A 21,643-nucleotide genomic window follows, 5' to 3' on the forward strand; every position below is an offset into this window, starting at 1 on the left:
TCAAGCAAGCATATGCTTGGTTGCGTGATGGAGTACCGCAACCTGATCGGCGGCAGGCTCGTTCCCTCGGCCGACGGCCGCACCCTCGACTCGGTCAACCCCGCCACCGGCGAGGTCTGGGCGCGCGTCCCCGCCAGTGGCAGGGCCGACGCCGAGGCCGCCGTGGCGGCCGCCCGCGCCGCGCTGCCCGCGTGGTCGGCGATGCCCGCCCTCGGCAGGGCGCACTTCCTGCGCCAGGTGGCGGCGGTCTTCGCCGAGCACGCCGAGGAGCTGGCCACGATCGAGACCCGCGACAACGGCCGCATCCTTCGCGACACACTCAAACGCGACCTGCCCGGCATGAGGTTCCTGTGGGAGCTGGCCGCCGGCCAGGTGCTCGACGCCGTCAGGGGCGACACCGTCATCCTCGGCCCCGACAGCCTGGGGCTGACCAGGCGGGAGCCGTACGGTGTGGCGCTGGCCGTCATCCCGTGGAACTCCCCGATCTCCACCTTCTCCGCCAAGGCCGCCTTCGCGCTGGCCGCGGGCAACACGGTGATCGTCAAACCGGCCGAGCAGGCCAGCGCCTCGGTGCTGCGCCTGGGCGAACTGCTGGCCGACGTGCTGCCGCCTGGCGTGCTCAACCTCGTCTCCGGCATGGGCGAGGACGTCGGAGAGGCGCTGGTACGGCACCGCGGCGTCAACAAGATCAGCCTGACCGGCTCGACCCAGACCGGCGTGGCCATCACCCAGGCCGCCGGAATCAAGCCGCTCACCTTCGAGCTGGGCGGCAAGTCGCCGAACATCGTCTTCCCCGACGCCGATCTCGACGCCGCCACCCAGGGGGTGACGGTCAACTCCATCTACACCGGCAACGCGGGTCAGGTGTGCGTGGCGGGGTCGCGCATCCTCATCCACCGCTCGATCTGGGAGGAGATGCTGGAGCGGATCTCCGCCGCGGCGGCCGGGCTGGTCCTCGGCGACCCTCTCGACCTGGCCACCACCATGGGCCCGATCGTGTCGGCAGGGCAGTACGAGCGCGTCGCCTCCTACCTGGAGATCGCCGAGAAGGAGGGCGCACGGCTCGTCTTCGGCGGCAGGACCGGCGCCGAGGTGGTGCCCGGCCTGCCCGGCGGCTACTGGGTCGCGCCGACCCTCTACACCGTCACCGACAACACGCTGAGGATCTGCCAGGAGGAGATCTTCGGACCTGTGGCGGTGGCGCTGCCGTTCGAGAGCGACGAGGAGGCGCTCGCCCTGGCCAACGACTCGGACTACGGGCTGGCGGCCGGGGTGTGGACGCGCGACCTGGCACGCGCCCACCGGTTCGTGCGCGACCTCGAGTGCGGCACGGTGTGGGTGAACACCTTCCGCCAGATGCCGCCGGGACTGCCGTTCGGCGGCGTGAAGGACAGCGGCTACGGGCACGACGCGGTGCTGGAGTACACCAGGGAGAAGGCCGCGATCATCAACCTGTGATCACCCCTGGCCAGCGACCGAATAAGGTTCTAGATTCGGGCGCATGGGCATCGCACTGACAGAGGAACACCTGGCCCTGGCGAGCTCGGTCAGGGGGCTGCTCTCACGGTCGCCCGGGCACGAGGCTCTGGCCGCACAGGGACTCCTGGGGCTGCATCTGCCCGAGGAGGCGGGCGGGCAGGGCTACGGGCTGGTCGAGCTCGCGGTGGCGCTGGAGGCGCTGGGCGAGGGGCTCGTCGGAGGGCCCTGCCTGCCCACCGTGCTGGTCTCGGCGGTGCTGGCGAGGTCGGGCAGGTGTCTGTCCCTGCTGCCTGGCCTGGCCGACGGCACGACCACGGCGGCCGCCGTCCTGGAGGGGCACGGGCTCGGCTCGCCCGACGCCGGCCTCGTCCTGCTGCCGGTGCGGGACGGGTGGGCGGTGCTCGACGGCTCCGATGTCGAGGTGGAGCCGCTGGAGGGCATGGACCTGTCACGCCCGCCGGTGCGCGTCAGGGCGCTGAAGGTGCCCGAGGAGCGCCTCCTGGGCGCCGTGCCGGTGCGCGAGCTGGCGGCGGTGCTGATCGGCGCCGAGGCGTGCGGAGTGGCCGCGTGGGCGGTGTCGACGGCCGCGGCCCACGCGAAGGTCCGCGAGCAGTTCGGACGCCCGATCGGGCAGTTCCAGGGTGTCAAGCACCGGGTGGCGGCGGCGCTGGTCGCGCTCGAACAGGCGAGGGCAGCCGTGTGGGACGCCGCCCGCGCCCTCGACTCTTCGGGCGCAGGGCCCGTCCCCGACGAGGCGCGGCTGGCGGCGGGGGTGGCCGCGGTGCTCGGGCCCGACGCGGCGGTGCGGTGCGCCGCCGACGCCATCCAGGTGCTGGGCGGCATCGGCTACACCTTCGAGCACGACGCCCACCGCTACTACCGGCGCGCCCTGTCCCTGCGGATGCTGGTAGGAGAGCCGGGCGGCTGGACGGAGGAGGTGGCGGGGCTCGCCGTCAGCGGCGTGCGCAGGAGCATGGAGCCCGACCTCCCTCGGGAGGGCCGCCCCCATCAGGGAGCGGATCAGGGCGGAGGTGGCGGCGCTCGCCGAGGAGGAGCCGCCTGCCAGGCTGGGCAGGTTCGCCCGCGAGGGCTGGATCATGCCCTACCTGCCCGAGCCGTGGGGCCGAGGTGCCTCGCCGCTGGAGCAGGTGATCATCCACCAGGAGCTGCGCGGGCTCAGGCGGCCCAACCTCGGCATAGCCGCGTGGGCGGTGCCCTCCATCGTCCGGTACGGCACGCGGGAGCAGCAGGACCGCTTCCTGCCCAAGACGTTCACCGGCGAGATCGTCTGGTGCCAGCTGTTCAGCGAGCCAGGAGCCGGCTCGGACCTGGCGGGGCTGTCGACGAGGGCCGTACGGGTCGAGGGCGGCTGGTCGATCAGCGGATCGAAGATCTGGACCTCGCTCGCGCAGTACGCGCACTGGGGCATCTGCCTGGCCAGGACGAGCCCCGACAGGCCCAAGCACGAGGGGATCACCTACTTCCTCGTCGACATGGCCGCGCCGGGCGTGACCGTGCGGCCGTTGAAGGAGATCAACGGGGACGAGCTCTTCAACGAGGTCTTCCTCGACGACGTCTTCGTCCCCGACGACCTCGTCGTGGGCGAGGTGGACGGCGGGTGGCGGGTCGCGCGCGACACGCTGTCGCACGAAAGGGTGGCGCTCGGCGACAGCTGGGGTCCCGGCTCGCAGCACACCGACATGGTGAAGCTTCTCCAGCGCCTTCCCGATCTCCGGCAGGCCCGGCGCGAGCAGGCCGGACGGCTGTGGGCCGAGGGGCAGGCGATCTCGGCGCTCGGCCTGCGGGTCACGCTCTCGCAGCTGGCCGGGGCCGACGCGGGGACCGCCTCCAGCGTCCGCAAGCTGCTGGGCATGCGGCACGCCCAGGCGATCTCGGAGTTCTGCTGGTCGCTGGCGCCCACCGATCCGCACTGGGCCAGGATGATCCTCACCACCAGGGCGTTCACCATCGGCGGCGGCACCACGGAGGTGCAGCTCAACATCGTCGCCGAGCGCGCGCTCGGGCTGCCCCGCGACCCCTGACCCGGTCAGCTCCCGGGGTGGTAGGCGTGCGCCAGGTGGGCGTAGACGATGGTGTTGTCCTGGTAGCTGTGCGCCTTCCTGTCGAAGGCGCCGCCGCAGGTCACCAGGCGCAGGCCCGCGTACTTCACCTTGCCGAAGACCTTCTCTGTGGGGAAGACGCGCTTGGCGACCTGCTCGACCCTGTCCACCACGAAGATGGCCACCGACCTGTCGGCCCGCATCACCTGCACCTGGTCGCCCCGCCTGATCGACCTGAGCCTGGCGAACACCGCAGGTCCCGTGCGGGTGTCGAGGTGACCGGTGATGACCGCGGCGCCGCGCGCGCCGGGGACGGGCGCGTAGCGGTACCACCCCGCCACGTTGGGATGGTCGAGCGGCGGGTTCTCGATCGCGCCCTTGGCGTCGACGCCGAGCTCCATGAGCGGCGCGGAGATGCCGAGCTTGGGGATGTAGACCGCGGTCGGCCTGGCGGTCCTCATCGGCTTGGCCACCCGCCCGACCAGCACCTCGGGCGGCTCGGTCAGCGCGGGCGCGCCCACCCTCGGCAGCTTCGCCGCTGCTGTGGCGGAGACGGGCGCGGGCTCGGCGGCGCCGCTCACCATGCCGCTGACGCCGAACCAGATCAGGGCGATCCCCGCCAGCGATACCACCACCGCGCCCACGAGGACGAGCCGCTGCCCAGAAGGCGTGCTCACTCCGCCGTCGCGGGGCGTCCCCGCCGTAGCGTGGCTGCGGCGGGGCGTCCCCGCCGTAGTGCGAAGCCGGCCAGGCCCGCGCCCGTCAGCAGCGCCGCGCCACCGGCCGCGAACGGCCACATGGGGTCGGCGCCCGCCAGCCCGCCGGCCCCCGTCTGCGGCGGGCCGTCCGGCATGCGGTGCCTGTCCTCGTCGACCGGCTTCCACGGCGCCTCCTGCTTCGGAGGCTGCGCGGGGCCCGACGACCAGGTGTCCTGAGGGGCCGGCGCGTTGGACCAGGTCTCTTGAGGGGCCGGCGCGTTGGACCAGGTGTCCTGCGGCGCGGGGGCGTTGGACCAGGTGTCGTGCGGAAGCGGGACGTCGGGCACCCTGACGTCGGGCTTCCACGGGTCGTCAGGGTCTCCGCCCTGCACGGGCTCGTCGCAGACCAGGACGAGCAGCTTGCAGTCGCTCGCCATGGCGGTGCCCGCACCCGCCACCATGGTCACTCCGCCGACGATGAAGGCCGTCACCGCTCCCGCGGCGGCGAGCCGTCGTGCTGATGCCAAAGCCATAGCCCGAGAGCCTTCCGAACTATTGGACCAGGCGTCAAGTAATGTGATTCAAGTGATACACGTCACTCGTCGCGCGCCTTGCTCGGCTGCACCCGCTTGGGCTCGCCCGGCATCTTCGGATAGTTCGGCGGGTACGGCATGTCGCCGCGATCGTCCTTGGCGTACCACTCCAGGAGCGGCTCGATGGAGAAGGCCCGCTCGTCGATCGCCTCGTGCACGTCGCCGACCCTCACGAAGCGCTCGGGCATGGTCCTGATGTCGAAGTCGGCAGGCTCGGCGTCGGCCAGCTCCTCCCAGGTCAACGGCGCCGAGACGGACCCGCTCGGCTTGGCGCGCACCGAGTAGGCGCTCGCGATCGTCCTGTCCCTGGCGTTCTGGTTGAAGTCGATGAAGACCCTGTCGCCGCGCTCCTCCTTCCACCACGCCGTCGTCACCAGGTCGGGCGCGCGCTCCTCGATGGCCCTGGCCAGCGCGATGCCCGCGTGCCGTACCTCGACGAAGTCCCAGCGGGGCTCGATCCTGACCGCGACGTGCACACCCCTGTTGCCCGAGGTCTTCACGAAACCGGTCATCCCCGCCTCCTCCAGCACCTCGCGGGCCAGGAAGGCGGTACGGCGGGCGGTGTCGAAGCCGAGCCCAGGCTGCGGGTCGATGTCGATGCGCAGCTCGTCGGGGTGCTCGACGTCGGCGGCGCGCACCTGCCACGGGTGGAAGTCGATGGTGCCGAGGTTGGCGCAGTAGGCGATCGAGGCGACCTCGGTCACCCGGAGCGCGTCGGCCGTCCTGCCGCTGGGAAAGGTCACGGTGACCGTCTCGAGCCACTCGGGATGCTTGGCAGGCATCCGCTTCTGGTAGATGGCCTCGCTGCCGACCCCGTCAGGATGCCGCTTGAGGTGGGTCGGCCGGTCCCTGAGCGCGCGCAGCGCCCCCTCCCCGACGCTGACGTAGTACTCCACCAGCTCGCGCTTGGTGGCGCCGATCTCCGGAAAGTACACCTTGTCGGGGTTGGTGACCTTGACGGTACGCTCCCCGACCTGCAGCTCGATGAAAGGTGACGGCATGCGCTGAACCTACCCCGATTCGGCGCGAAGAGTTGGGCGGGTCCGTCCCGGAGACCGCCACGGTGGCGGGACCGGGCACTCGACGGGACGGACCTGAAGACCGTCCGCCTCGTGCCGCACCGGACGCTGGCGCGCCGTCCGGCCGGCCTCGATGGGGCCACCGGCGCACAGCACGGGCGCGGCTGTGCAGCGGCGACGGCCCCGGGCGAGCGGTCTCACCCCTCAGTGAGGAGGCGATGCCACACCTCCTACATAGACAAAGACGCCGAAATGCCGCAGAAAGGATGCTTCGCCCATGGAGATCTTTCCGCGCTCGCATAAAGTGGGGTCATGGACAAGGTCGTCAAGAGCGAGGCCGAGTGGCGCGCGCAGCTGTCACCCGAGGAGTACCACGTGCTCAGGGAGGCGGGCACCGAGCGCCCCTTCACCGGCGAGTACGTCGACACCAAGACCGAGGGCGTCTACTCCTGCCGCGCCTGCGGCGCCGAGCTGTTCCGGTCCGACACGAAGTTCGAGTCGCACTGCGGCTGGCCGAGCTTCTTCGAGCCGTCGAAGTCCGAAGCGGTCACGCTGATCGAGGACCACACCCACGGGATGGTCCGCACCGAGGTGCGCTGCGCCCGCTGCGACTCCCACCTGGGTCATGTCTTCCACGGCGAGGGCTACGCGACCCCGACCGACGATCGCTACTGCATCAACTCCGTGTCCGTACGGCTGGAGCCCGCGCCGTAGCGGGCCTCAGTCCGTCGCGGGATGGGTGACCCTGCAGTCGCCGTCGTCGGGGCCGAGGACGTTGGCGAGCACGGGGTTGCCGTTCTCGCCGAACTCGGCCTGCACGAAGACCACGGGCCGCTCCTCGCCCATCTCCTTCAGGTACTCCAGACCCCGCTCGCACAGCGTGATGGCCTGCTTGGAGTTGTCGGCCGACTCCGGCAGGTCGGTGTAGATGCGCAGGTAGCCGCCGACGGTGCGGATGTCCTTGAGCCGCTTGGCCGCCTTGTCGCCCTTGCCCCAGCGCTTGTCGAAGTACTCGGCGGCCTTGGCGTCGGTGTGCCCGCCCTTGGCGGCGCCCGAATCGTCCTTGCCACTCGCGGGCGCGGGCGGCTCGGGCGGTGGCGCGGAGGGAGAGGCGGCCGGGGGCGACACGGCGGGCACGGGTGCGCTCGCCTGGCTGGCCGCCTCGCCGTTGCCCGTCCTGGCCTGCTTGGCGGCCTGCCCGCCCGCCGCGACAGGAGCGCCGGGCGAGCCGGGCCGCCCGGTCGAGCCGCCAGTCGCCCCTGCGGAGGGCAGGCGCGCCGCGACCTGCTCGGAGCGTTCCCGCGCCAGCATCCCGCCGCCGACCGCGAGCCCCGCGACCATCAGCGCCGCCCCGGCGACCGAGCCTCCCAGCGCCCATGGCCCGCGCGACTTCCTGCGCCGCCGCCTACCCCGCGAACCGCGTCTGGAGCGTGCCAGACTCCCGCCTTCATGCACCCTTTGCCTCACTACGACAGGGGATTTCCCCTGATTATGGCAAAGAAATGTGGATCAGGAACCGGAGATGACACGGGCGAGTGCCTTTACAAAGTCAGGCAAGCGCTGCGATCAGCTCGCCGACCGGCTTGCGGACCCCGGTGTAGAACGGCACCTCGATCCTGGTGTGCCTCCTCGCCTCGGCCCCGCGCAGGTGGCGCATGAGGTCGACGATCCTGTGCAGCTCGTCGGCCTCGAAGGCCAGCATCCACTCGAAGTCGTTGAGCGCGAAGCAGGCCACCGTGTTGGACCTGACGTCGGGGTACTCGCGCGCCATCATCCCGTGCTCGGCCAGCATCCTGCGCCGCTCGCCGTCGTCGAGCAGGTACCACTCCAGTGAGCGCACGAAGGGGTAGACGCACACGAACCCCCTGGGCTCCTCCTCCGCGAGGAACGCGGGGACGTGCGACTTGTTGAACTCGGCAGGCCTGTGCAGCGCCATCGCCGACCAGACGGGCGTGCTCAGCCTGCCCAGCGTGGTGCGCCTGAACCTGGAGTAGACGTCCTGCAGGTCCTCGGCGGTGGGAGCGTGCCACCAGAACATGTAGTCGGCGTCGGCGCGGAAGCCGGCCACGTCGTAGCAGCCGCGGGTGACCACGTCCTTGCCCGCCGCCTGCTCCAGCAGCTCGTCGACCTCGTCGGCCATGCCCTCGCGGTTGCTCGGGCACTGCTCGGTGGTCTTGAAGACCGACCACATCGTGTAGCGGATCACCTGGTTCAGGTCGCGAGCCTTGGGCCGCTGGGTCGCCTCTGTCATGTTCTCATTCTCCCTGCGTGGCGAGGTGGTCCAGAATCCGGGCGGCAGCCGTGCGCGCGGTCGAGACGCAGGCGGGCACGCCGAGCCCGTCGTAGGCCGCGCCGCACACCGCCAGCGCCGGCTCGACGGCCACCGCCGCGCGGACGCGGGCGACGCGGTCGAGGTGGCCGACGTTGTACTGCGGAAGCGAGCCGCCCCAGCGGCTGACCCTCGAGTCGAGCGGCAGCCCGCGCACCCCCATGACCTCGCTCATCTCGGCCATCGCGACGGCGACCAGCTCGGCGTCGTCGCGCTGGAGCAGGTGTTCCTCGCCGACGCGGCCGATCGAGCAGCGCACCAGCAGCACCGAGGGGTCGGCGTCGGTCAGGTGCGGCCACTTGACCGAGCTGAACGTCGCCGCCTTCACCACCCTGCCCTCCACGGGCGGCACCAGGTAGCCGCTGCCGGTGGGCGGTGAGGGGAAGGCCGACAGGGGGTAGGCGAGCGTGACGATGGCCATGCTGGAGTACTCGATCCTGGCCAGCTCCGCCGCCGCCTTCGGCACCTCGTCCTTCAGCAGCCTGGCCGAGGACGTGGCGGGCGTGGCGAGGATGACCGCGTCGGCCTCCATCGTCTCAGGTCGCGGCACGGGGCCGGTGACCAGCTGCCAGCCGTACGGCGTGCGGCGCAGCTCGCGGACGGTGACGCCGGTCCTGATGTCGGCCCCCGACGCCTTGGCCACCGCCTCGGGCAGGCCGCCGAGCCCGCCGCGCAGGCTGGTGAAGACCGGCCCCGCGTCCTTGGGCGTCTCGCGCACGATCTCCCGCACGGCGCCGAGCAGCGAGCGCTCCGAACGGGCCGCGGTGGCGATGCGCGGCATCGTCGCCTCCAGCGACAGCCTGTCGGAACGCCCCGCGTAGACGCCGCCGAGCAGCGGCTCGATCAGTCGTTCCACGACCTCTGACCCCATGCGAGCGCGGATGTAGGAGGCGACGGAGACGTCGCTGCGTACCAGCGTGGCGGGCAGCACCTGGTCCAGCGGCACCCTGATGAGCCCGCCCGGCGAGACCAGGCCCGATCGGGCCAGCTCGGTCAGGTCGCCGGGCACCCCCATGACCTGGCCCTTGGGCATCGCCCTGAGCGCGCCCCTGGAGTAGATGGCCGCCTGGGTGGTGCCGGGGGCGACCAGATCGCCGCCGAGGCCGACCGCTCTGGCCAGGTCCTTGCCCTCGGGCCGCCTGGCCAGCATCGACTCGGCGCCCTCGTCCACGCTGACACCCGCGACCTCGCTGGTCCGCAGCTTGCCGCCGATCCTCGGGCCCGACTCGAGGACGGTCACCCGCACCCGCTCGCCGCCGCCCTGCCTGAGGAACCACGCCGCCGCGAGACCCGAGATCCCGCCGCCGACGATCACTACATGCCGTCGATTCCCTTCCACGTCTCAAGACGCTATCGCCTCACCGCCCCGGACCTGCTACCGGAGCCGGTAGGAGCTGACGGCGTAGGGCCTGCCGCCGTCGTGTTCGACCTGTTCGTCCCGCCTGACCAGCAGCGGGTCGCCGTCCACGAAGCGGTGCAGGCGGCGGGCCTCGGGCCACGGGTGCACCAGGACGAGCGTGCCGCCGGGGGCCAGGAACGAGCGCAGCCGCTCGGAGGCCAGGCGCAGCCTGTCGTCCCTGCCGACGTAGTAGAGCGTCTCCGCGCACACGACCAGGTCGAAGCGCCCGCCTGGGTCCTGGTTCAGGAAGTCCATCGCCGCGAACCTGGTCCTGCCGCTCGGACGGGCCTTCGACCTGGACGCGGCCCTGTGGACGGCGCGCTCGGAGACGTCCACGCCGAGCACGTCGGCCTGCGGATAGGACTCGGCCGCCAGCAGCGTGAAGGTCCCCTCGCTGCAGCCCACGTCGAGGACCCTGTCGAAGGTGTCGCCCTCGACGTGCGCGAGCGTGGTGGCGTACTTCCTGGCCTCGTAGGGATCGACGGCGTGCCGCCACGGGTCGGGTGTGCGGTGGAACCACTCGAAATAGTGCCGCAGAAGGAGGCCCTGTCCTCTGGCGGGCAGCAGCGACATCGACTTGAAGAACGTCCTGTGGAGTTTGTCCGGAAGCGAGCGCATCTCTTCAGCCTGTGTCACGAGATCGTCTCCCTCCTCGTACCCCAGGATGACTTCCCTGCCCTCCAAGTGGTCGCCGTGATCGACCGGAGGGATGAACGTGACATCTTCGTGACGGCACAGGGCAGCTCGCGTCCGTCTCACGGGTATGACCAGATTCCGGTACGGCATGGCGTTGACCGCGGCGTGCGCCGCACTCCTCGTGTCCGGCTGCGGCGGCGGCGGAGGCGAGGCCGCCACATCGGGCTCCGCCCCCCAGCGGATCAGCCCCGCCCATGACTCCGACGTGAGGGAGCAGTCCGGCGAGATGGAGCAGTCCGGCGAGCCTGTGAGCACACAGGCGACACGCGCGGGTGGGCGCGGGGCCGAGCAGGTCAAGGTCGCGCCCGAGCAGCGGTCGATCATCTACGTGTCGCAGCTGACGGTGCGCGCCAAGGACGTCACCAAGGCGGCCGACCAGGCCAAGCAGCTGGTCACCAACGCGGGCGGCCATCTGGCCAGTGAGGACTCCGGCTCCTTCGACGGCGGCGGGGGCGAGGCCACCCTGGTCTTCAAGGTGCCGCCCGCGGTCTACGCGCAGGTGCTCGACCGGCTCGGCAAGGAGATCGGCAAGCGCGAGTCGCTGCGGCAGAACACCAGCGACGTGACCGAGGAGGTCGCCGACGTCGCCAGCAGGCTGAAGTCGGCCGAGCAGGCGCTCGCCGCCATGCGCGCGCTGCTGGCCAAGGCCGACACCGTCGGCCAGGTGATCCAGGTCGAGCGGGAGATCGCCTCACGCGAGTCCGAGATGGAGTCGCTGCAGGCCAGGCAGAAGGCCCTGGCCTCGCAGGTCGCGATGGCGACGCTCACGCTGCGGCTGGTCGGGCCCGCCACGCCCGTGGCCGAGCCGTCCGACGAGCCCGCGGGCTTCCTCGGCGGGCTGGCGGCGGGCTGGTCCGCGCTGGTCGGCTTCGTGAAGGTGCTGCTGACCGTGATCGGCGCGCTGCTGCCGTGGCTGATCGTCATCGTGCCGCTGGTCGTCGCCCTCCTGCTGCTCGTCCGGCGGCTGCGCACCCGCCGTCCCTCGCCGCCGAAGGCTTCGCCGCCTCCCGTGCCGGTGACCCACGGCGCGCCGTCCCGTCAGCCCGAGGACGACGACGCTCGTCCCTCCTCCGACTGATCCGCGCGCGCGGCGGTCAGCCGATCCAGCACGCCGCGGATCTCCTCGGCGCGGGCGCTCTCGCCCACGCCCGCCGACAGCCGCGCCGCCTCGGACAGGACGGCGGCCGCCTCTCTTGTCCTGCCCATGCCCGCCAGCGCCTTTCCCTTGCCCTCCAGGCCCATCGCGACGTGGGCCAGGTCGCCCCAGGAGCCCGCGACCTCGACCACGGTGTGGTACAGCTCGTGGGCCCTGGCGTGCTCGCCCCTGCGCAACGCGATCCTGCCCAGGCGGGTCGAGACCTCCACCTCGATCCGCCCGATGCCGAAGGTGGGCACGCCGGCCAGCAGCCCCTCCGCCTCGGTGTAGCGCCCCAGGTCCTCGTAGAGGCCCGACGTGAAGCACAGCGTGAGCCCGAGGGCGGGCGGGTCCTGGGTCTGCCGCACCAGGGCCAGCGCCTCCTCGTAGAGCGGGAGCGCCGCCTCGGGCCTGCCCGTCCTGCGCTCGACCGAGGCCAGGTTGACCAGGGCCAGGATCCTGGTGTGGCCGCTCACCTCGGGCAGCGCCTCGGTCAGCAGCGGGCGCGCCTCCGCGTAACGGCGCTCGAGCGTCGCCAGCGCCCCGAGCGAGACCAGCATCGCGTTCTCGCCCTTCCTGTCGCCATGGGCGCGGCAGGCCCCCAGCGCCAGCCGCGCGGTGGCCCTCCAGTCGTCGAGGTAGCCCCTGAGCTCGTACAGCCGCACCCCTGACAGCGCCAGGTCCCAGCAGTGTGTCGTCAGGCCGAGCTCGGCCGAGCGTTCGACCAGCCCTGTGAGCGTGCGGCGTTCGGCCTCGAGCCAGGCCAGCGGCTCGGCGAGCACGGTGGCTGACACCTCGGGCACCGGCCTCCAGCGCGGCGCCTCGCCGTGGAAGGGGATGAAACCGTCGAGATAGTCACGGGAGACCGCCTCCTCCGCCAGCGCGAGGAAGGCCTCGAACGCCCTGCTCAGCGCCTCCCGCCTGACGGCGGGCTGCATGGCGGCGTCGGCGCGCTCGCGGGCGAACAGCCGGATCAGGTCGTGGAAGCGGTAGCGCTGCTGGCCGGCGGGGTCGGTGCCGAGCGGCAGGACGAGCTGGGCGTCGGCCAGCCGTTCGAGCAGGTCCGCCGCCTCCTCCGTCGAGCTGTCGAGCAGGGCGGCGGCGATCCAGGGCGCGTAGCCGCCGGGCAGGTCGAGCAGGCCGAGCCGTTCGAAGAGGGTCCGCTCGGCCCCGGACAGGGCGCGGTGGCTCAGCTCGAGGCCCGCCCGCACGTCGAGCTCCCCCGCGCGCAGCTCGTCGAGGCGGCGGCGCTCCCTCTCCAGCCTGGCGGCCATGTCCTGGACGGTCCAGCCTGGCCGGGTGGCCAGGCGCGCTCCCGCGATGCGCAGCGCGAGCGGCAGCCCGTCGCACAGCGCCGCCACCCGCGACAGCGACTCCTCCTGCTCCCGCCTCGCCCCGCCCTCGGGCCACTCCCGCGAGGCGAGGCGGGCCACCAGGGCGGCGGCCTCCTGCGGCGGCAGGACGTCGAGCTGGAGGGGCAGGGCTCCCTCCCCCGCCACGAGCCCGTCGAAGCGCCTGCGCCCCGTCACCACGACGCAGCAGCCTCCCGCGCCGGGCAGCAGCGGCCTGACCTGCGCGGCGCCCGCCGCGTTGTCGAGCAGGATCAGCATCCGCCTGTCGTGCAGCAGGCTCCGGTAGAGCGCCGTGCGCTCCTCGAGCCCCGCCGGCAGGCGGGTGACGCCGAGCGCGTGGCAGAAGCGTTCGAGCACGTCGGCGGGGTCCAGCGGGGCGGCCTGTCCGCGCAGGTCCACGTAGAACTGGCCGTCGGGGTAGCGGCCGGCCACCCGGTGGGCCCAGTGCACCGCCAGGCCCGTCTTGCCCACCCCTCCGGTACCGCTGATCACGATGAGCGGCGGCGCGCCGTCCAGCGCGGACAGCTCGGCGGCGCGTCCTGTGAAGGGGAAGACGTCGGGCGGCAGCTGCGCGGGCCGCCCGGCGGCGACGGGGCTCTCCTCGCGCAGCATCTCCGCGTTCAGCTCTCTCAGCCCGCGGCCGGGCTCGATGCCGAGCTCCTCGGCCAGCAGCTCGCGCGCCTCCCGGTAGCTGCGCAGGGCGTCGGCGCGTCTGCCGGCCAGGCGCAGCACCCTCATGAGCTGCTCGCGCAGCCGTTCGCGCAGGGGGTGGGCGGCGACGGCGGCGGCCAGCCCTTCGACGGTCTCCTCCGCCCTGCCGAGCGCGAGCATCGACTCGGCGCGCTGTTCGACCGCGCGCAGGCGCAGCTCCTCGAGCCTGGCGGCTTCCTCCCCCACGGCCTTGCCCGGCAGGTCGGCGTAGGCGGGGCCGCGCCACAGCGCGAGCGCCTCTCCGAGGACCTCGGCGATCCGGGCGGGGTCGTCGAGGTCGGCGGCCGAGGCGCACAGCCGCTCGAAGCGCTCGGCGTCGAGCTCGCCGGGGTGGACGGTGAGGAGGTAGCCCTCGGGCCTGCGGGTGAGGCGGTCGCCGCCGAGCGCCTGCCGTACGTGGTGGACGTGCCAGCGCAGCGTCGCGGGCGCGGGAGGGCTCTCGCCCCAGGCGGCGTCGGCCAGCCTGTCGGAGGGCACGGGCCTGTTCGCCTCGGTCAGCAGCACGGCCAGCAGCGTGCGCTGTTTGGCGGAGGTCACCTCGACCGCTTCCCCATCACGACTGATCGACAGCCGCCCTAACACCCCGAAACGCACCCACCCAACGGTGGCACAACGGCCGCCCAACGGCCACTTGGGATCTTCCCCTCAAGGGACCGGGGCACTTCGGGGGATATCGGGTGGAAGTCGAGCTGATCTTGTTGTTGCTCGCCGTCGCGCTGGCCGCGGGGTGGGTGGACGCCGTCGTGGGCGGAGGAGGGCTGGTGCAGCTGCCCGTCCTGCTGCTCGCCCTGCCCGCCGCACCGCCGCCCGCCGTGCTGGCGACCGACAAGCTGTCGTCGATAGCGGGGACGACGGTCTCGGCGGTGGGCTTCGCCAGGAGGGTCCGCGTGCAGGCGCGGGTGGCGGTGCCCGCGACGGTGCTGGCGGTCGCGCTCTCGGGGGCGGGCGCCGTCACCGCGGGCCGGGTGCCCGCCGAGGTCTTCAGACCGTTCGTGCTGGTGACGCTGGCCCTGGTGGCGGTGCTGGTGGTCGCCAGGCCCACCCTTGGCACGCGCGTACAGCGGCGCCCCGCGCGCCGGCGCACCCTGGTGCCCGCAGTCGTGCTGGTCGGGGTCGTGCTGCCGTTCTACAACGGCCTGGTGGGTCCGGGAACGGGCGCGATGATCCTCATCGCCCTCACCACGCTGCTCGGGCTGGACTTCGTCATGGGCTCGGCGACCGCGAAGGTCGTCAACGTGGGAGCCAACCTCGGCGCGCTGGTGGTCTTCGCCGCGCAGGGCCAGGTGTTCTGGCTGCTCGGGCTCGGCATGGCCGCCTGCAACGTCCTCGGCGCCCGCGTGGGCACCCGCACGGCGCTGCGCAGGGGCGCCGCCTTCATCAGGGCGACACTGCTGTGCGTGGTGGCCGCCCTGATCGTCAAGCTCAGCCTGGACCAGCTGCGCCTGTGAGGCGTCAGCGGAAGGAGTGGACCAGGTCGGTGAGGCGGCGCAGCTGGTCGGGGTCGGTGCTCGGCAGCACCCCATGACCGAGGTTGAACACGTGACCCTCGGCCGAGCGTCCCTGCTCGAGGATGCTCAGCGCCTTGCGCTCGACGGCCTCCCAAGGGGCCAGCAGGATCGCGGGGTCGAGGTTGCCCTGCAGCGCCCTGCCGGGCCCGACGCGCCGCGCGGCCTCGTCGAGCGGCACGCGCCAGTCGACGCCCACCACGTCGGCGCCCGCCTCGCCGAGCACGCCGAGCAGCTCGCCGGTGCCGACCCCGAAGTGGATGCGCGGCACGTCGGGCACCGCCTCGAAGATCCGCCTGGTGTACGGCAGGACGAACTCGCGGTAGTCGTCGGGCGCGACCGCCCCCACCCATGAGTCGAACAGCTGGATCGCCGAAGCGCCCGCGTCGATCTGGACGCGCAGGTGCCGGCTCACGATGTCGGTCAGGCGCTCCATGAGCGCGTGCCACAGCGCGGGCTCGCCGTACATCATGGCCTTGGTGTGGTCGTGGTTCTTGGAGGGGCCGCCCTCGATCAGGTAGGAGGCGAGCGTGAAGGGCGCGCCCGCGAAACCGATCAGCGGCGTGGAGCCCAGCTCGCCGACCAGGCTCTGGATCGCCTCGGTCACGTAGGGCACGTCGCCGGGCTCGAGCGGGCGCAGGACCTCGAGGCCCGCCCTGTCGCGGATCGGGTCGGCGATGACCGGGCCCACGCCCGGCTTGATGTCGAGGTCGACGCCGATGGCCTTGAGCGGCACGACGATGTCGCTGAAGAAGATGGCCGCGTCGACGCCGTAGCGGCGCACCGGCTGCATGGTGATCTCGACGATCAGGTCAGGCGTCGCGCACGCGGTCAGCATGGGCACGCCCTCGCGCACTTTGAGGTATTCGGGCAGGGAACGCCCTGCCTGCCGCATGTACCAGACCGGGGTGTGGTCGACGGGCTGGCGACGGCAGGCGCGCAGGAAGGCGGAGTCGGCGAGATTCACCATTCAAGGGTGCCACGCCATGGTGGCGGTCGCTCCACCGGCGCTAATCGGAAACATACGCATGCGAGGGCTAAAGTCACGATCAGGAGTCGAAGTAGAGGTTTAGCGCAGTTCATCCCTTTAGCTCGGGCCTGCCATCCGGACCGGGCCCCGAGCTTCGCGTCGCCCAGGTACAGTTCATCTCACGGTCGCCCCCGAATCCCCTCCTGACTGGACCAAATGTTCGCCAATCCACCGCGCGTCATCGAATACCGCCTCACTTTCAGGACACGCCGAGCGCGTTGCGCGGAATTGTCAGCGCGGCATGCCAACGTCGGAGCCACGTCCGCGAAGAAAGGCTCCGTACCGATGACCGCGTTGTGGAGTTCCCCCGAGCGCCGCAGTGAGCACTGCCCCTCATGCGCAGGTGAGAGGCCGTTCGAGCAGCCGCCATGCATGGAGGGGCACGAGGCCTGCCCCGAGTGGGCGTGCCTTGAGTGCGGTCACGCGCTGCTCGCCGGTCCCTTCGAGCCGTCAGAGCCAGGCTCGCGCCCGCTGACGGTCGCGGCTTGATCGGCCCGGATGAGCACCCCCGTGGTCCCCATGCGACCGACCTCGACCTACGCTTCGGCTATGACCCTCGGTGACACGCCGCAGGCCCCCGCCGCCTTCAGGCGGGCGGTCGAGAGCCTGCGCATGGCCGAGGTCAGGCCGGAGATCGAGCTGGAGGACCTCCCGGCCCCCCAGCGGCTCGCGCCCTTCACCGCCGCCATCGGCGCCTCGGTCTACCGCGACGACGAGGAGCTGGCGGTCGGCAGGCTGATCCTGCTGTTCGACCCCGAGGGCCAGCGCGGCTGGCAGGGCCAATTCCGCCTGGTCGCCTACGTCAGGGCCGACATGGAGCCCGAGATCACCTCCGACCCCATGCTGGGGCCCGTGGTGTGGAGCTGGCTGACCGAGGCCCTCGACTCTCGCGAGGCGGGCTACTCGGCGGCCGGCGGCACGGTGACCAGGGCGGTCTCCGAGGGCTTCGGCGACAAGGCCGACGACCCGGTCTCCACCGAGCTGGAGCTGCGCGCGTCGTGGTCTCCCTCGCAGGAGGACCTCTCCGGCCATGTCGCCGCCTGGTGCGACCTGATGTGCCTGGCGGCAGGCATCCCACCGCTCCCACCCGACGTGGCCACGATGCCGCGCCGTCGCGAAGATCCGGAGTCCACCAGGCCGTGACCGAAAGCAGTGAGAGCACCACCGAGGCCGTCGTTCCCCTCCTCGAGCCGCGCGAGGGCATCCCGCCGGTCGTCACCTCCAGGCAGGGGCTCGAGGCCACCGTCGAGGCGTTCACCAAGGGCGACGGCCCGGTGGCCGTCGACGCCGAGCGCGCCTCGGGCTACCGCTACGGCGGTCGCGCCTACCTGGTGCAGCTGCGCCGTGCGGGAGCCGGCAGCGCGCTGATCGACCCGATCGCCTGCCCCGACCTGTCGGAGCTCGACGCGGCGGTCGCCGACGCCGAGATCGTGCTGCACGCCGCCTCGCAGGACCTGCCGTGCCTGGCCGAGGTGGGGTTCAGGCCGCGCAGGATGTTCGACACCGAGCTGGCGGGCCGGCTGCTCGGCTACGAGCGGGTCGGCCTGGGCACGATGGTCGAGACCGTCCTCGGGCTGCGCCTGGAGAAGGGGCACTCGGCGGCCGACTGGTCGACCAGGCCGCTGCCCGAAGACTGGCTGCGCTACGCCGCGCTCGACGTGGAGGTGCTGGTCGAGCTGCGCGACGTGCTCCACGACGAACTGGTCGCCAGCGGCAAGCTGGCGTGGGCGCAAGAGGAGTTCGCCGCGATCCTGGCCATGCCGCCCGCGCCGCCGAGATCCGACCCGTGGCGGCGCACCTCGGGCATCCACAAGGTCCGCAACGTGCGGGCGCTGGCGATCGTCCGCGAGCTGTGGACCATGCGCGACCAGATCGCCCGCGAGGGCGACATCGCGCCAGGCAGGGTCCTGCCCGACGCCGCGATCATCACCGCGGCGCTCGAGATGCCGCGCACCAAGAAGGCGCTGACCGACATCACCGCCTTCACCGGCAGGTCCGCCAGGCGCCACATGGGGGCCTGGCTCGACGCCGTCCACAGGGCGCGCACGCTCGCCGACTCCGAGCTGCCCGCGCCCAGCACGCCCGGCGAAGGGCCGCCGCCGGCCAACCGCTGGCCCGACCGCGATCCCGCCGCCGCCAAGCGGCTGGCCGCCGCCCGCGCGGTGGTCGCCGCGCTGGCCGACGAGCACCGCATGCCGACGGAGAACCTCCTGCAGCCCGAAGCGGTGCGCAGGCTCACGTGGGAGCCGCCCGCCCAGATCAGCGACGAGACGGTCGCCGAGCGGCTGCGCTCACTCGGCGCGCGCGAGTGGCAGATCGGCCTGGCCGCCCACCCGCTGGCCAAGGCGCTCGACAGGCTCGAGACCAAGGGCATCCTCTAGACCGCTTGACGCCCCGGCGTCCACGGCCTTACGGTCATCTGGAAAGCGCTTTCCCCTTAGGAGAGGTCACATGAGCGTGCGCACCATCAGCGTCGTGATGAACGGCGTCACCGGGCGGATGGGCTACCGCCAGCATCTGGTCCGGTCGGTCCTGGCCATCAACGAGCAGGGCGGCGTGACGCTCTCCGACGGCGACAGGGTCGTCCTGCGCCCCATCCTGGTCGGCCGCAGCGAGGCAAAGCTCGCCGACCTCGCAGGCAAGCACGGCATCGCCGACTACACCACCGACCTCGACGCCGCCCTCGAGCAGGCCGACGTCTACTTCGACGCCCAGGTCACGCAGGCGCGGGTCAAGTCGGTGCTGAAGGCGATCGAGGCGGGCAAGCACGTCTACGCGGAGAAGCCCACCGCCGAGACCGTGCAGGAGGCCGTGGCGCTGGCCGAGGCGGCCAAGGCCAAGGGGATCAAGAACGGCGTCGTGCAGGACAAGCTGTTCCTGCCCGGCCTGCTCAAGCTGAAGCGGCTCATCGACGGCGGCTTCTTCGGCCGCATCCTGTCGGTGCGCGGCGAGTTCGGCTACTGGGTCTTCGAGGGCGACTGGCAGAGCGCGCAGCGGCCCTCGTGGAACTACCGCTCGGCCGACGGCGGCGGCATCATCCTCGACATGTTCCCGCACTGGCACTACGTGCTGGAGAACCTGTTCGGCGAGGTCGAGTCGGTCTACGCCAAGGCCGTCACGCACATCCCCTCACGCGTCGACGAGCAGGGCCGCACCTACGAGGCGACCGCCGACGACGCCGCCTACGGCGTCTTCGAGCTGAAGGGCGGCATCATCGCGCAGATCAACTCCTCGTGGGCGGTCAGGGTGAACCGTGACGAGCTGGTGGAGTTCCAGGTGGACGGCACGCACGGCAGCGCCGTCGCGGGCCTGCGCAACTGCCGCGTGCAGAGCCGCGCCACCACGCCCAAGCCGGTCTGGAACCCCGACCTGCCCGTCACCGCGCGCTTCCGCGACGACTGGCAGGAGGTGCCCGACAACGCCGACTTCGACAACGGCTTCAAGACGCAGTGGGAGCTGTTCGTCAGGCACGTCGTGGAGGACGCCCCCTTCCCCTACGACTTCGCCTCGGGCGCGCGCGGCGTGCGGCTGGCCGAGCTCGGTCTGCGCAGCTCGGCGGAGGGCCGCAGGATCGCGCTGGAGGAGCAGTGAGGATCGACCTGCCCTCGGGCCCCTACACGCTCGCCGAGCCCGTCGTCTGGCCGGTCGTCGAGCGGCCGGCCACCAGCCGCGTCGTCTACGCGGCCGCCCACGTGGTCGCCGACCCGCTGGGCGACAACACCCCGGGCTCCCCCGCCGCGGTCGACTGGGAGGCGACGCTGCGCTTCAGGCGTCATCTGTGGTCGCACGGCCTGCGCGTCGCCGACGCCATGGACACCGCGCAGCGCAACATGGGCCTCGACTGGGCGGCCACCCGCTCGCTGATCAGACGCAGCGCCGAGGAGGCCCGCTCCTTCGGCGACGCCGCCGAGCTGGTGGCCTGCGGCGCGGGCACCGACCACGCGCCGCAGGCTGCCACCCTCGACGAGATCACCGCCGCCTACACCGAGCAGATCGAGACCGTGCGCGACGCGGGCGCGGGCGTGATCGTGATGGCCTCCCGCCAGCTGGCCCGCGTCGCCACCGGCCCCGCCGACTACCACCAGGTGTACGGCAAGCTGTTCGGCGTGGCGGGCCGCCCGGTGATCCTGCACTGGCTGGGCGAGATGTTCGACCCCCAGCTGGCCGGCTACTGGGGCTCGCGCGACGTCTCGCGGGCCACCGAGTCCTTCCTCGAGCTGATCCACGCGCACGCCTCCTCCGTCGAAGGCGTCAAGGTGTCGCTGCTGGACGAGGAGCACGAGGTGGCGCTGCGGGCCGCACTGCCCGAGGGCGTCAAGCTCTACACAGGTGACGACTTCAACTACCCCTCGCTGATCAGGACCGGCTCGCACGCGCTGCTCGGCATCTTCGACGCGATCGCGCCCGCGGCGGCGGCCGCCCTGCAGGTGCTCGACGCGGCGGAGGCCGCCTGCACCGAGGACGCCCGCGAGCGGCTGCTGGCCCACTACGACGAGATCCTCGCCCCGACGGTGCCGCTGTCGCGCAAGATCTTCGAGACGCCCACCTACAACTACAAGACCGGCATCGTCTTCCTGGCCTGGCTCAACGGCCACCAGGACGCCTTCGCCATGGTCAACGGCGCCCAGGCGGCCAGGTCGCTCCCGCACCTGTGCGAGGTGTTCACGCTGGCCGACCGGGCCGGCCTACTGGCCGACCAGGAGCTGGCCGTCCACCGGATGCGGTCGCTGCTGGCGGTGAACGGGCTGTGAAACCGGCACTGAACCAGTGGACCACCAAGCGGTGGACGGTGGCCGAGGCCGTCGACGGGTGCGTCAGGCACGGCCTCGAGGCGATCGGGCTGTGGCGGCAGGAGGTCGCCGCGCAGGGCCTGGCCGAGTCGGTCAGGCTGGTGCGCGACGCGGGCCTGCGGGTCTCGTCGCTGTGCAGGGGCGGCTTCCTGACCAGCGGCTCGAAGGAGGCGCTCGACGACAACCTGCGGGCGATCGACGAGGCCGCCGAGCTCGGCGCGGCCTGCCTGGTGATGGTCGTCGGCGGCCTGCCCGGCATCCCCGCGGGCCAGGCTCCCTCCGAGGGCTTCTCCCGCGACCTGGCGGGCGCGCGCGCCCAGGTGGCCGAGGCGCTGTCGGTGCTGGCGCCCTACGCGGGCGAGCGGGGGGTACGGCTGGCGCTGGAGCCGCTGCATCCGATGTACTGCGCCGACAGGGCCGTGCTCTCGACCCTCGGCCAGGCGCTCGACCTGGCCTCGCCGTACCCGTCGTCGCAGGTGGGAGTGGTCGTCGACACCTTCCACGTGTGGTGGGACCCCTCGGTGTACGAGCAGATCGCGCGGGCGGGCGAGCGGATCGCCTCCTACCAGGTGTGCGACTTCCTGCAGCCGCTCCCCTCCGACGTGCTGCTCGGCAGGGGCATGATGGGCGACGGCGTGATCGACTTCGCGCCGCTCACGAAGGCGGTGCTGGAGGCGGGTTACACCGGCGACATCGAGGTGGAGATCTTCAACGCCGACGTGTGGGCGGCCGAGCCCGACACGGTGATGGCGACGATGAAGGAGCGCTTCGCCGCCCTCGTCGCCTGACGCCGCCTCCTCCCGGGCGCCGGGCGCCAGGAAACCGGCGCCAGGGCGCCCCCGGAGGT

The 21,643-nt window shown here is 72.2% G+C and carries 19 protein-coding genes and 1 pseudogene; 11 read left to right on the forward strand and 9 right to left on the reverse strand.

All coding sequences use genetic code 11. The annotated features are described in order from the left end of the window. Nucleotides 1–27 precede the first annotated feature (27 nt). The 3 genes and pseudogenes from FHR33_RS12360 (at nt 28) to FHR33_RS52565 (ending at nt 3,521) form a co-directional block, all read left to right on the forward strand. The gene (locus FHR33_RS12360; RefSeq protein WP_246452794.1) at nt 28–1,458 is read left to right on the forward strand and encodes an aldehyde dehydrogenase family protein; all 1,431 of its coding nucleotides are present in this window, start codon (nt 28–30) and stop codon (nt 1,456–1,458) included. A 43-nt stretch (nt 1,459–1,501) separates the two neighbouring features. Then, nucleotides 1,502–2,332: pseudogene (locus tag FHR33_RS52560) on the forward strand (acyl-CoA dehydrogenase family protein); the annotation flags it as partial. A gap of 178 nt (nt 2,333–2,510) precedes the next feature. Beyond that, on the forward strand, nt 2,511–3,521 hold the full coding sequence (locus tag FHR33_RS52565; RefSeq protein ID WP_312895493.1) for an acyl-CoA dehydrogenase family protein: 1,011 nt from the start codon (nt 2,511–2,513) through the stop codon (nt 3,519–3,521). A gap of 5 nt (nt 3,522–3,526) precedes the next feature. Here the strand turns inward: FHR33_RS52565 and FHR33_RS12370 are convergent, their stop codons facing one another. From FHR33_RS12370 to ligD, 3 genes are all read right to left on the reverse strand, one after another. Next, a complete protein-coding gene (locus FHR33_RS12370; RefSeq protein WP_183646238.1) occupies nt 3,527–4,216 on the reverse strand; it encodes a class F sortase in 690 nt (229 codons plus the stop codon). Further along, nucleotides 4,213–4,770 (reverse strand): hypothetical protein, encoded by a 558-nt coding sequence (locus FHR33_RS12375; protein ID WP_183646240.1) that lies wholly within the window; start codon nt 4,768–4,770, stop codon nt 4,213–4,215. Before FHR33_RS12375 ends, FHR33_RS12370 begins: the two co-directional genes overlap by 4 nt. Nucleotides 4,771–4,832: 62 nt before the next feature. After that, nucleotides 4,833–5,831: a non-homologous end-joining DNA ligase gene (gene ligD / locus FHR33_RS12380; RefSeq protein WP_183646243.1), complete on the reverse strand. Its 999-nt coding sequence runs from the start codon at nt 5,829–5,831 to the stop codon at nt 4,833–4,835. A 330-nt stretch (nt 5,832–6,161) separates the two neighbouring features. Between ligD and msrB the strand changes: the two genes are divergently transcribed. Continuing rightward, nucleotides 6,162–6,563 (forward strand): peptide-methionine (R)-S-oxide reductase MsrB, encoded by a 402-nt coding sequence (gene msrB / locus FHR33_RS12385; protein WP_183646246.1) that lies wholly within the window; start codon nt 6,162–6,164, stop codon nt 6,561–6,563. A gap of 6 nt (nt 6,564–6,569) precedes the next feature. On the opposite strand, the gene FHR33_RS12390 is transcribed toward msrB, so the two are convergent. From FHR33_RS12390 to FHR33_RS12405, 4 genes are all read right to left on the reverse strand, one after another. Further along, nucleotides 6,570–7,190, reverse strand: coding sequence for a hypothetical protein (locus tag FHR33_RS12390; protein WP_183646249.1), 621 nt, complete (start codon nt 7,188–7,190; stop codon nt 6,570–6,572). Between the two features lie 208 nt (nt 7,191–7,398). Then, the gene (gene hemQ / locus FHR33_RS12395; RefSeq protein WP_183646251.1) at nt 7,399–8,100 is read right to left on the reverse strand and encodes a hydrogen peroxide-dependent heme synthase; all 702 of its coding nucleotides are present in this window, start codon (nt 8,098–8,100) and stop codon (nt 7,399–7,401) included. 4 nt (nt 8,101–8,104) lie between these two features. Beyond that, a complete protein-coding gene (gene hemG, locus FHR33_RS12400; protein ID WP_312895494.1) occupies nt 8,105–9,517 on the reverse strand; it encodes a protoporphyrinogen oxidase in 1,413 nt (470 codons plus the stop codon). A gap of 36 nt (nt 9,518–9,553) precedes the next feature. Next, nucleotides 9,554–10,195 carry a class I SAM-dependent methyltransferase gene (locus tag FHR33_RS12405; protein ID WP_183646253.1) on the reverse strand — a complete coding sequence of 214 codons (642 nt, stop codon included), beginning with the start codon at nt 10,193–10,195 and terminating at the stop codon, nt 9,554–9,556. A 145-nt stretch (nt 10,196–10,340) separates the two neighbouring features. Between FHR33_RS12405 and FHR33_RS12410 the strand changes: the two genes are divergently transcribed. Then, nucleotides 10,341–11,351, forward strand: coding sequence for a DUF4349 domain-containing protein (locus tag FHR33_RS12410; protein ID WP_183646255.1), 1,011 nt, complete (start codon nt 10,341–10,343; stop codon nt 11,349–11,351). Here the strand turns inward: FHR33_RS12410 and FHR33_RS12415 are convergent. After that, nucleotides 11,312–14,008, reverse strand: a complete 2,697-nt coding sequence (locus tag FHR33_RS12415; RefSeq protein WP_183646257.1) for an AfsR/SARP family transcriptional regulator — start codon at nt 14,006–14,008, stop codon at nt 11,312–11,314. The two genes, FHR33_RS12410 and FHR33_RS12415, sit on opposite strands and share 40 nt — an antisense overlap. Before the next feature lie 140 nt (nt 14,009–14,148). On the opposite strand from FHR33_RS12415, the gene FHR33_RS12420 reads away from it, so the two are divergent. Beyond that, nucleotides 14,149–14,919 carry a sulfite exporter TauE/SafE family protein gene (locus FHR33_RS12420; RefSeq protein WP_183646259.1) on the forward strand — a complete coding sequence of 257 codons (771 nt, stop codon included), beginning with the start codon at nt 14,149–14,151 and terminating at the stop codon, nt 14,917–14,919. 4 nt (nt 14,920–14,923) lie between these two features. Here the strand turns inward: FHR33_RS12420 and hemE are convergent, their stop codons facing one another. Further along, the gene (gene hemE / locus FHR33_RS12425) at nt 14,924–15,943 is read right to left on the reverse strand and encodes a uroporphyrinogen decarboxylase (protein WP_312895495.1); all 1,020 of its coding nucleotides are present in this window, start codon (nt 15,941–15,943) and stop codon (nt 14,924–14,926) included. 612 nt (nt 15,944–16,555) lie between these two features. Here hemE and FHR33_RS12430 point away from each other — a divergent pair. From FHR33_RS12430 to FHR33_RS12450, 5 genes are all read left to right on the forward strand, one after another. Then, nucleotides 16,556–17,149 carry a DUF3000 domain-containing protein gene (locus FHR33_RS12430; RefSeq protein WP_183646266.1) on the forward strand — a complete coding sequence of 198 codons (594 nt, stop codon included), beginning with the start codon at nt 16,556–16,558 and terminating at the stop codon, nt 17,147–17,149. Then, nucleotides 17,146–18,387: an HRDC domain-containing protein gene (locus FHR33_RS12435; protein WP_183646269.1), complete on the forward strand. Its 1,242-nt coding sequence runs from the start codon at nt 17,146–17,148 to the stop codon at nt 18,385–18,387. The genes FHR33_RS12430 and FHR33_RS12435 overlap by 4 nt, the downstream gene beginning before the upstream one ends. A 70-nt stretch (nt 18,388–18,457) precedes the next feature. Continuing rightward, nucleotides 18,458–19,597, forward strand: a complete 1,140-nt coding sequence (locus tag FHR33_RS12440; RefSeq protein ID WP_183646272.1) for a Gfo/Idh/MocA family protein — start codon at nt 18,458–18,460, stop codon at nt 19,595–19,597. Continuing rightward, a complete protein-coding gene (locus tag FHR33_RS50145; RefSeq protein WP_183646275.1) occupies nt 19,594–20,757 on the forward strand; it encodes a dihydrodipicolinate synthase family protein in 1,164 nt (387 codons plus the stop codon). The genes FHR33_RS12440 and FHR33_RS50145 overlap by 4 nt, the downstream gene beginning before the upstream one ends. Beyond that, a complete protein-coding gene (locus FHR33_RS12450) occupies nt 20,754–21,584 on the forward strand; it encodes a sugar phosphate isomerase/epimerase family protein (protein ID WP_312895496.1) in 831 nt (276 codons plus the stop codon). Before FHR33_RS50145 ends, FHR33_RS12450 begins: the two co-directional genes overlap by 4 nt. The last annotated feature ends 59 nt before the right edge of the window (nt 21,585–21,643 follow it).

The sequence above is a fragment of the Nonomuraea dietziae genome, from assembly GCF_014195505.1.
Classification (GTDB): domain Bacteria; phylum Actinomycetota; class Actinomycetes; order Streptosporangiales; family Streptosporangiaceae; genus Nonomuraea; species Nonomuraea roseola.

Bases quoted from the DNA above. Each gene is read 5' to 3' on its own strand.
- FHR33_RS12430 (WP_183646266.1), top strand. From the start codon at position 16,556: ATGACCCTCGGTGACACGCCGCAGGCCCCCGCCGCCTTCAGGCGGGCG.
- hemQ (WP_183646251.1), bottom strand. From the start codon at position 8,100: ATGACAGAGGCGACCCAGCGGCCCAAGGCTCGCGACCTGAACCAGGTG.
- FHR33_RS12405 (WP_183646253.1), bottom strand. From the start codon at position 10,195: ATGCGCTCGCTTCCGGACAAACTCCACAGGACGTTCTTCAAGTCGATG.
- ligD (WP_183646243.1), bottom strand. From the start codon at position 5,831: ATGCCGTCACCTTTCATCGAGCTGCAGGTCGGGGAGCGTACCGTCAAG.
- FHR33_RS12440 (WP_183646272.1), top strand. From the start codon at position 18,458: ATGAGCGTGCGCACCATCAGCGTCGTGATGAACGGCGTCACCGGGCGG.
- FHR33_RS12410 (WP_183646255.1), top strand. From the start codon at position 10,341: ATGACCAGATTCCGGTACGGCATGGCGTTGACCGCGGCGTGCGCCGCA.
- FHR33_RS12375 (WP_183646240.1), bottom strand. From the start codon at position 4,770: ATGGCTTTGGCATCAGCACGACGGCTCGCCGCCGCGGGAGCGGTGACG.
- msrB (WP_183646246.1), top strand. From the start codon at position 6,162: ATGGACAAGGTCGTCAAGAGCGAGGCCGAGTGGCGCGCGCAGCTGTCA.
- FHR33_RS12360 (WP_246452794.1), top strand. From the start codon at position 28: ATGGAGTACCGCAACCTGATCGGCGGCAGGCTCGTTCCCTCGGCCGAC.
- FHR33_RS12390 (WP_183646249.1), bottom strand. From the start codon at position 7,190: ATGGTCGCGGGGCTCGCGGTCGGCGGCGGGATGCTGGCGCGGGAACGC.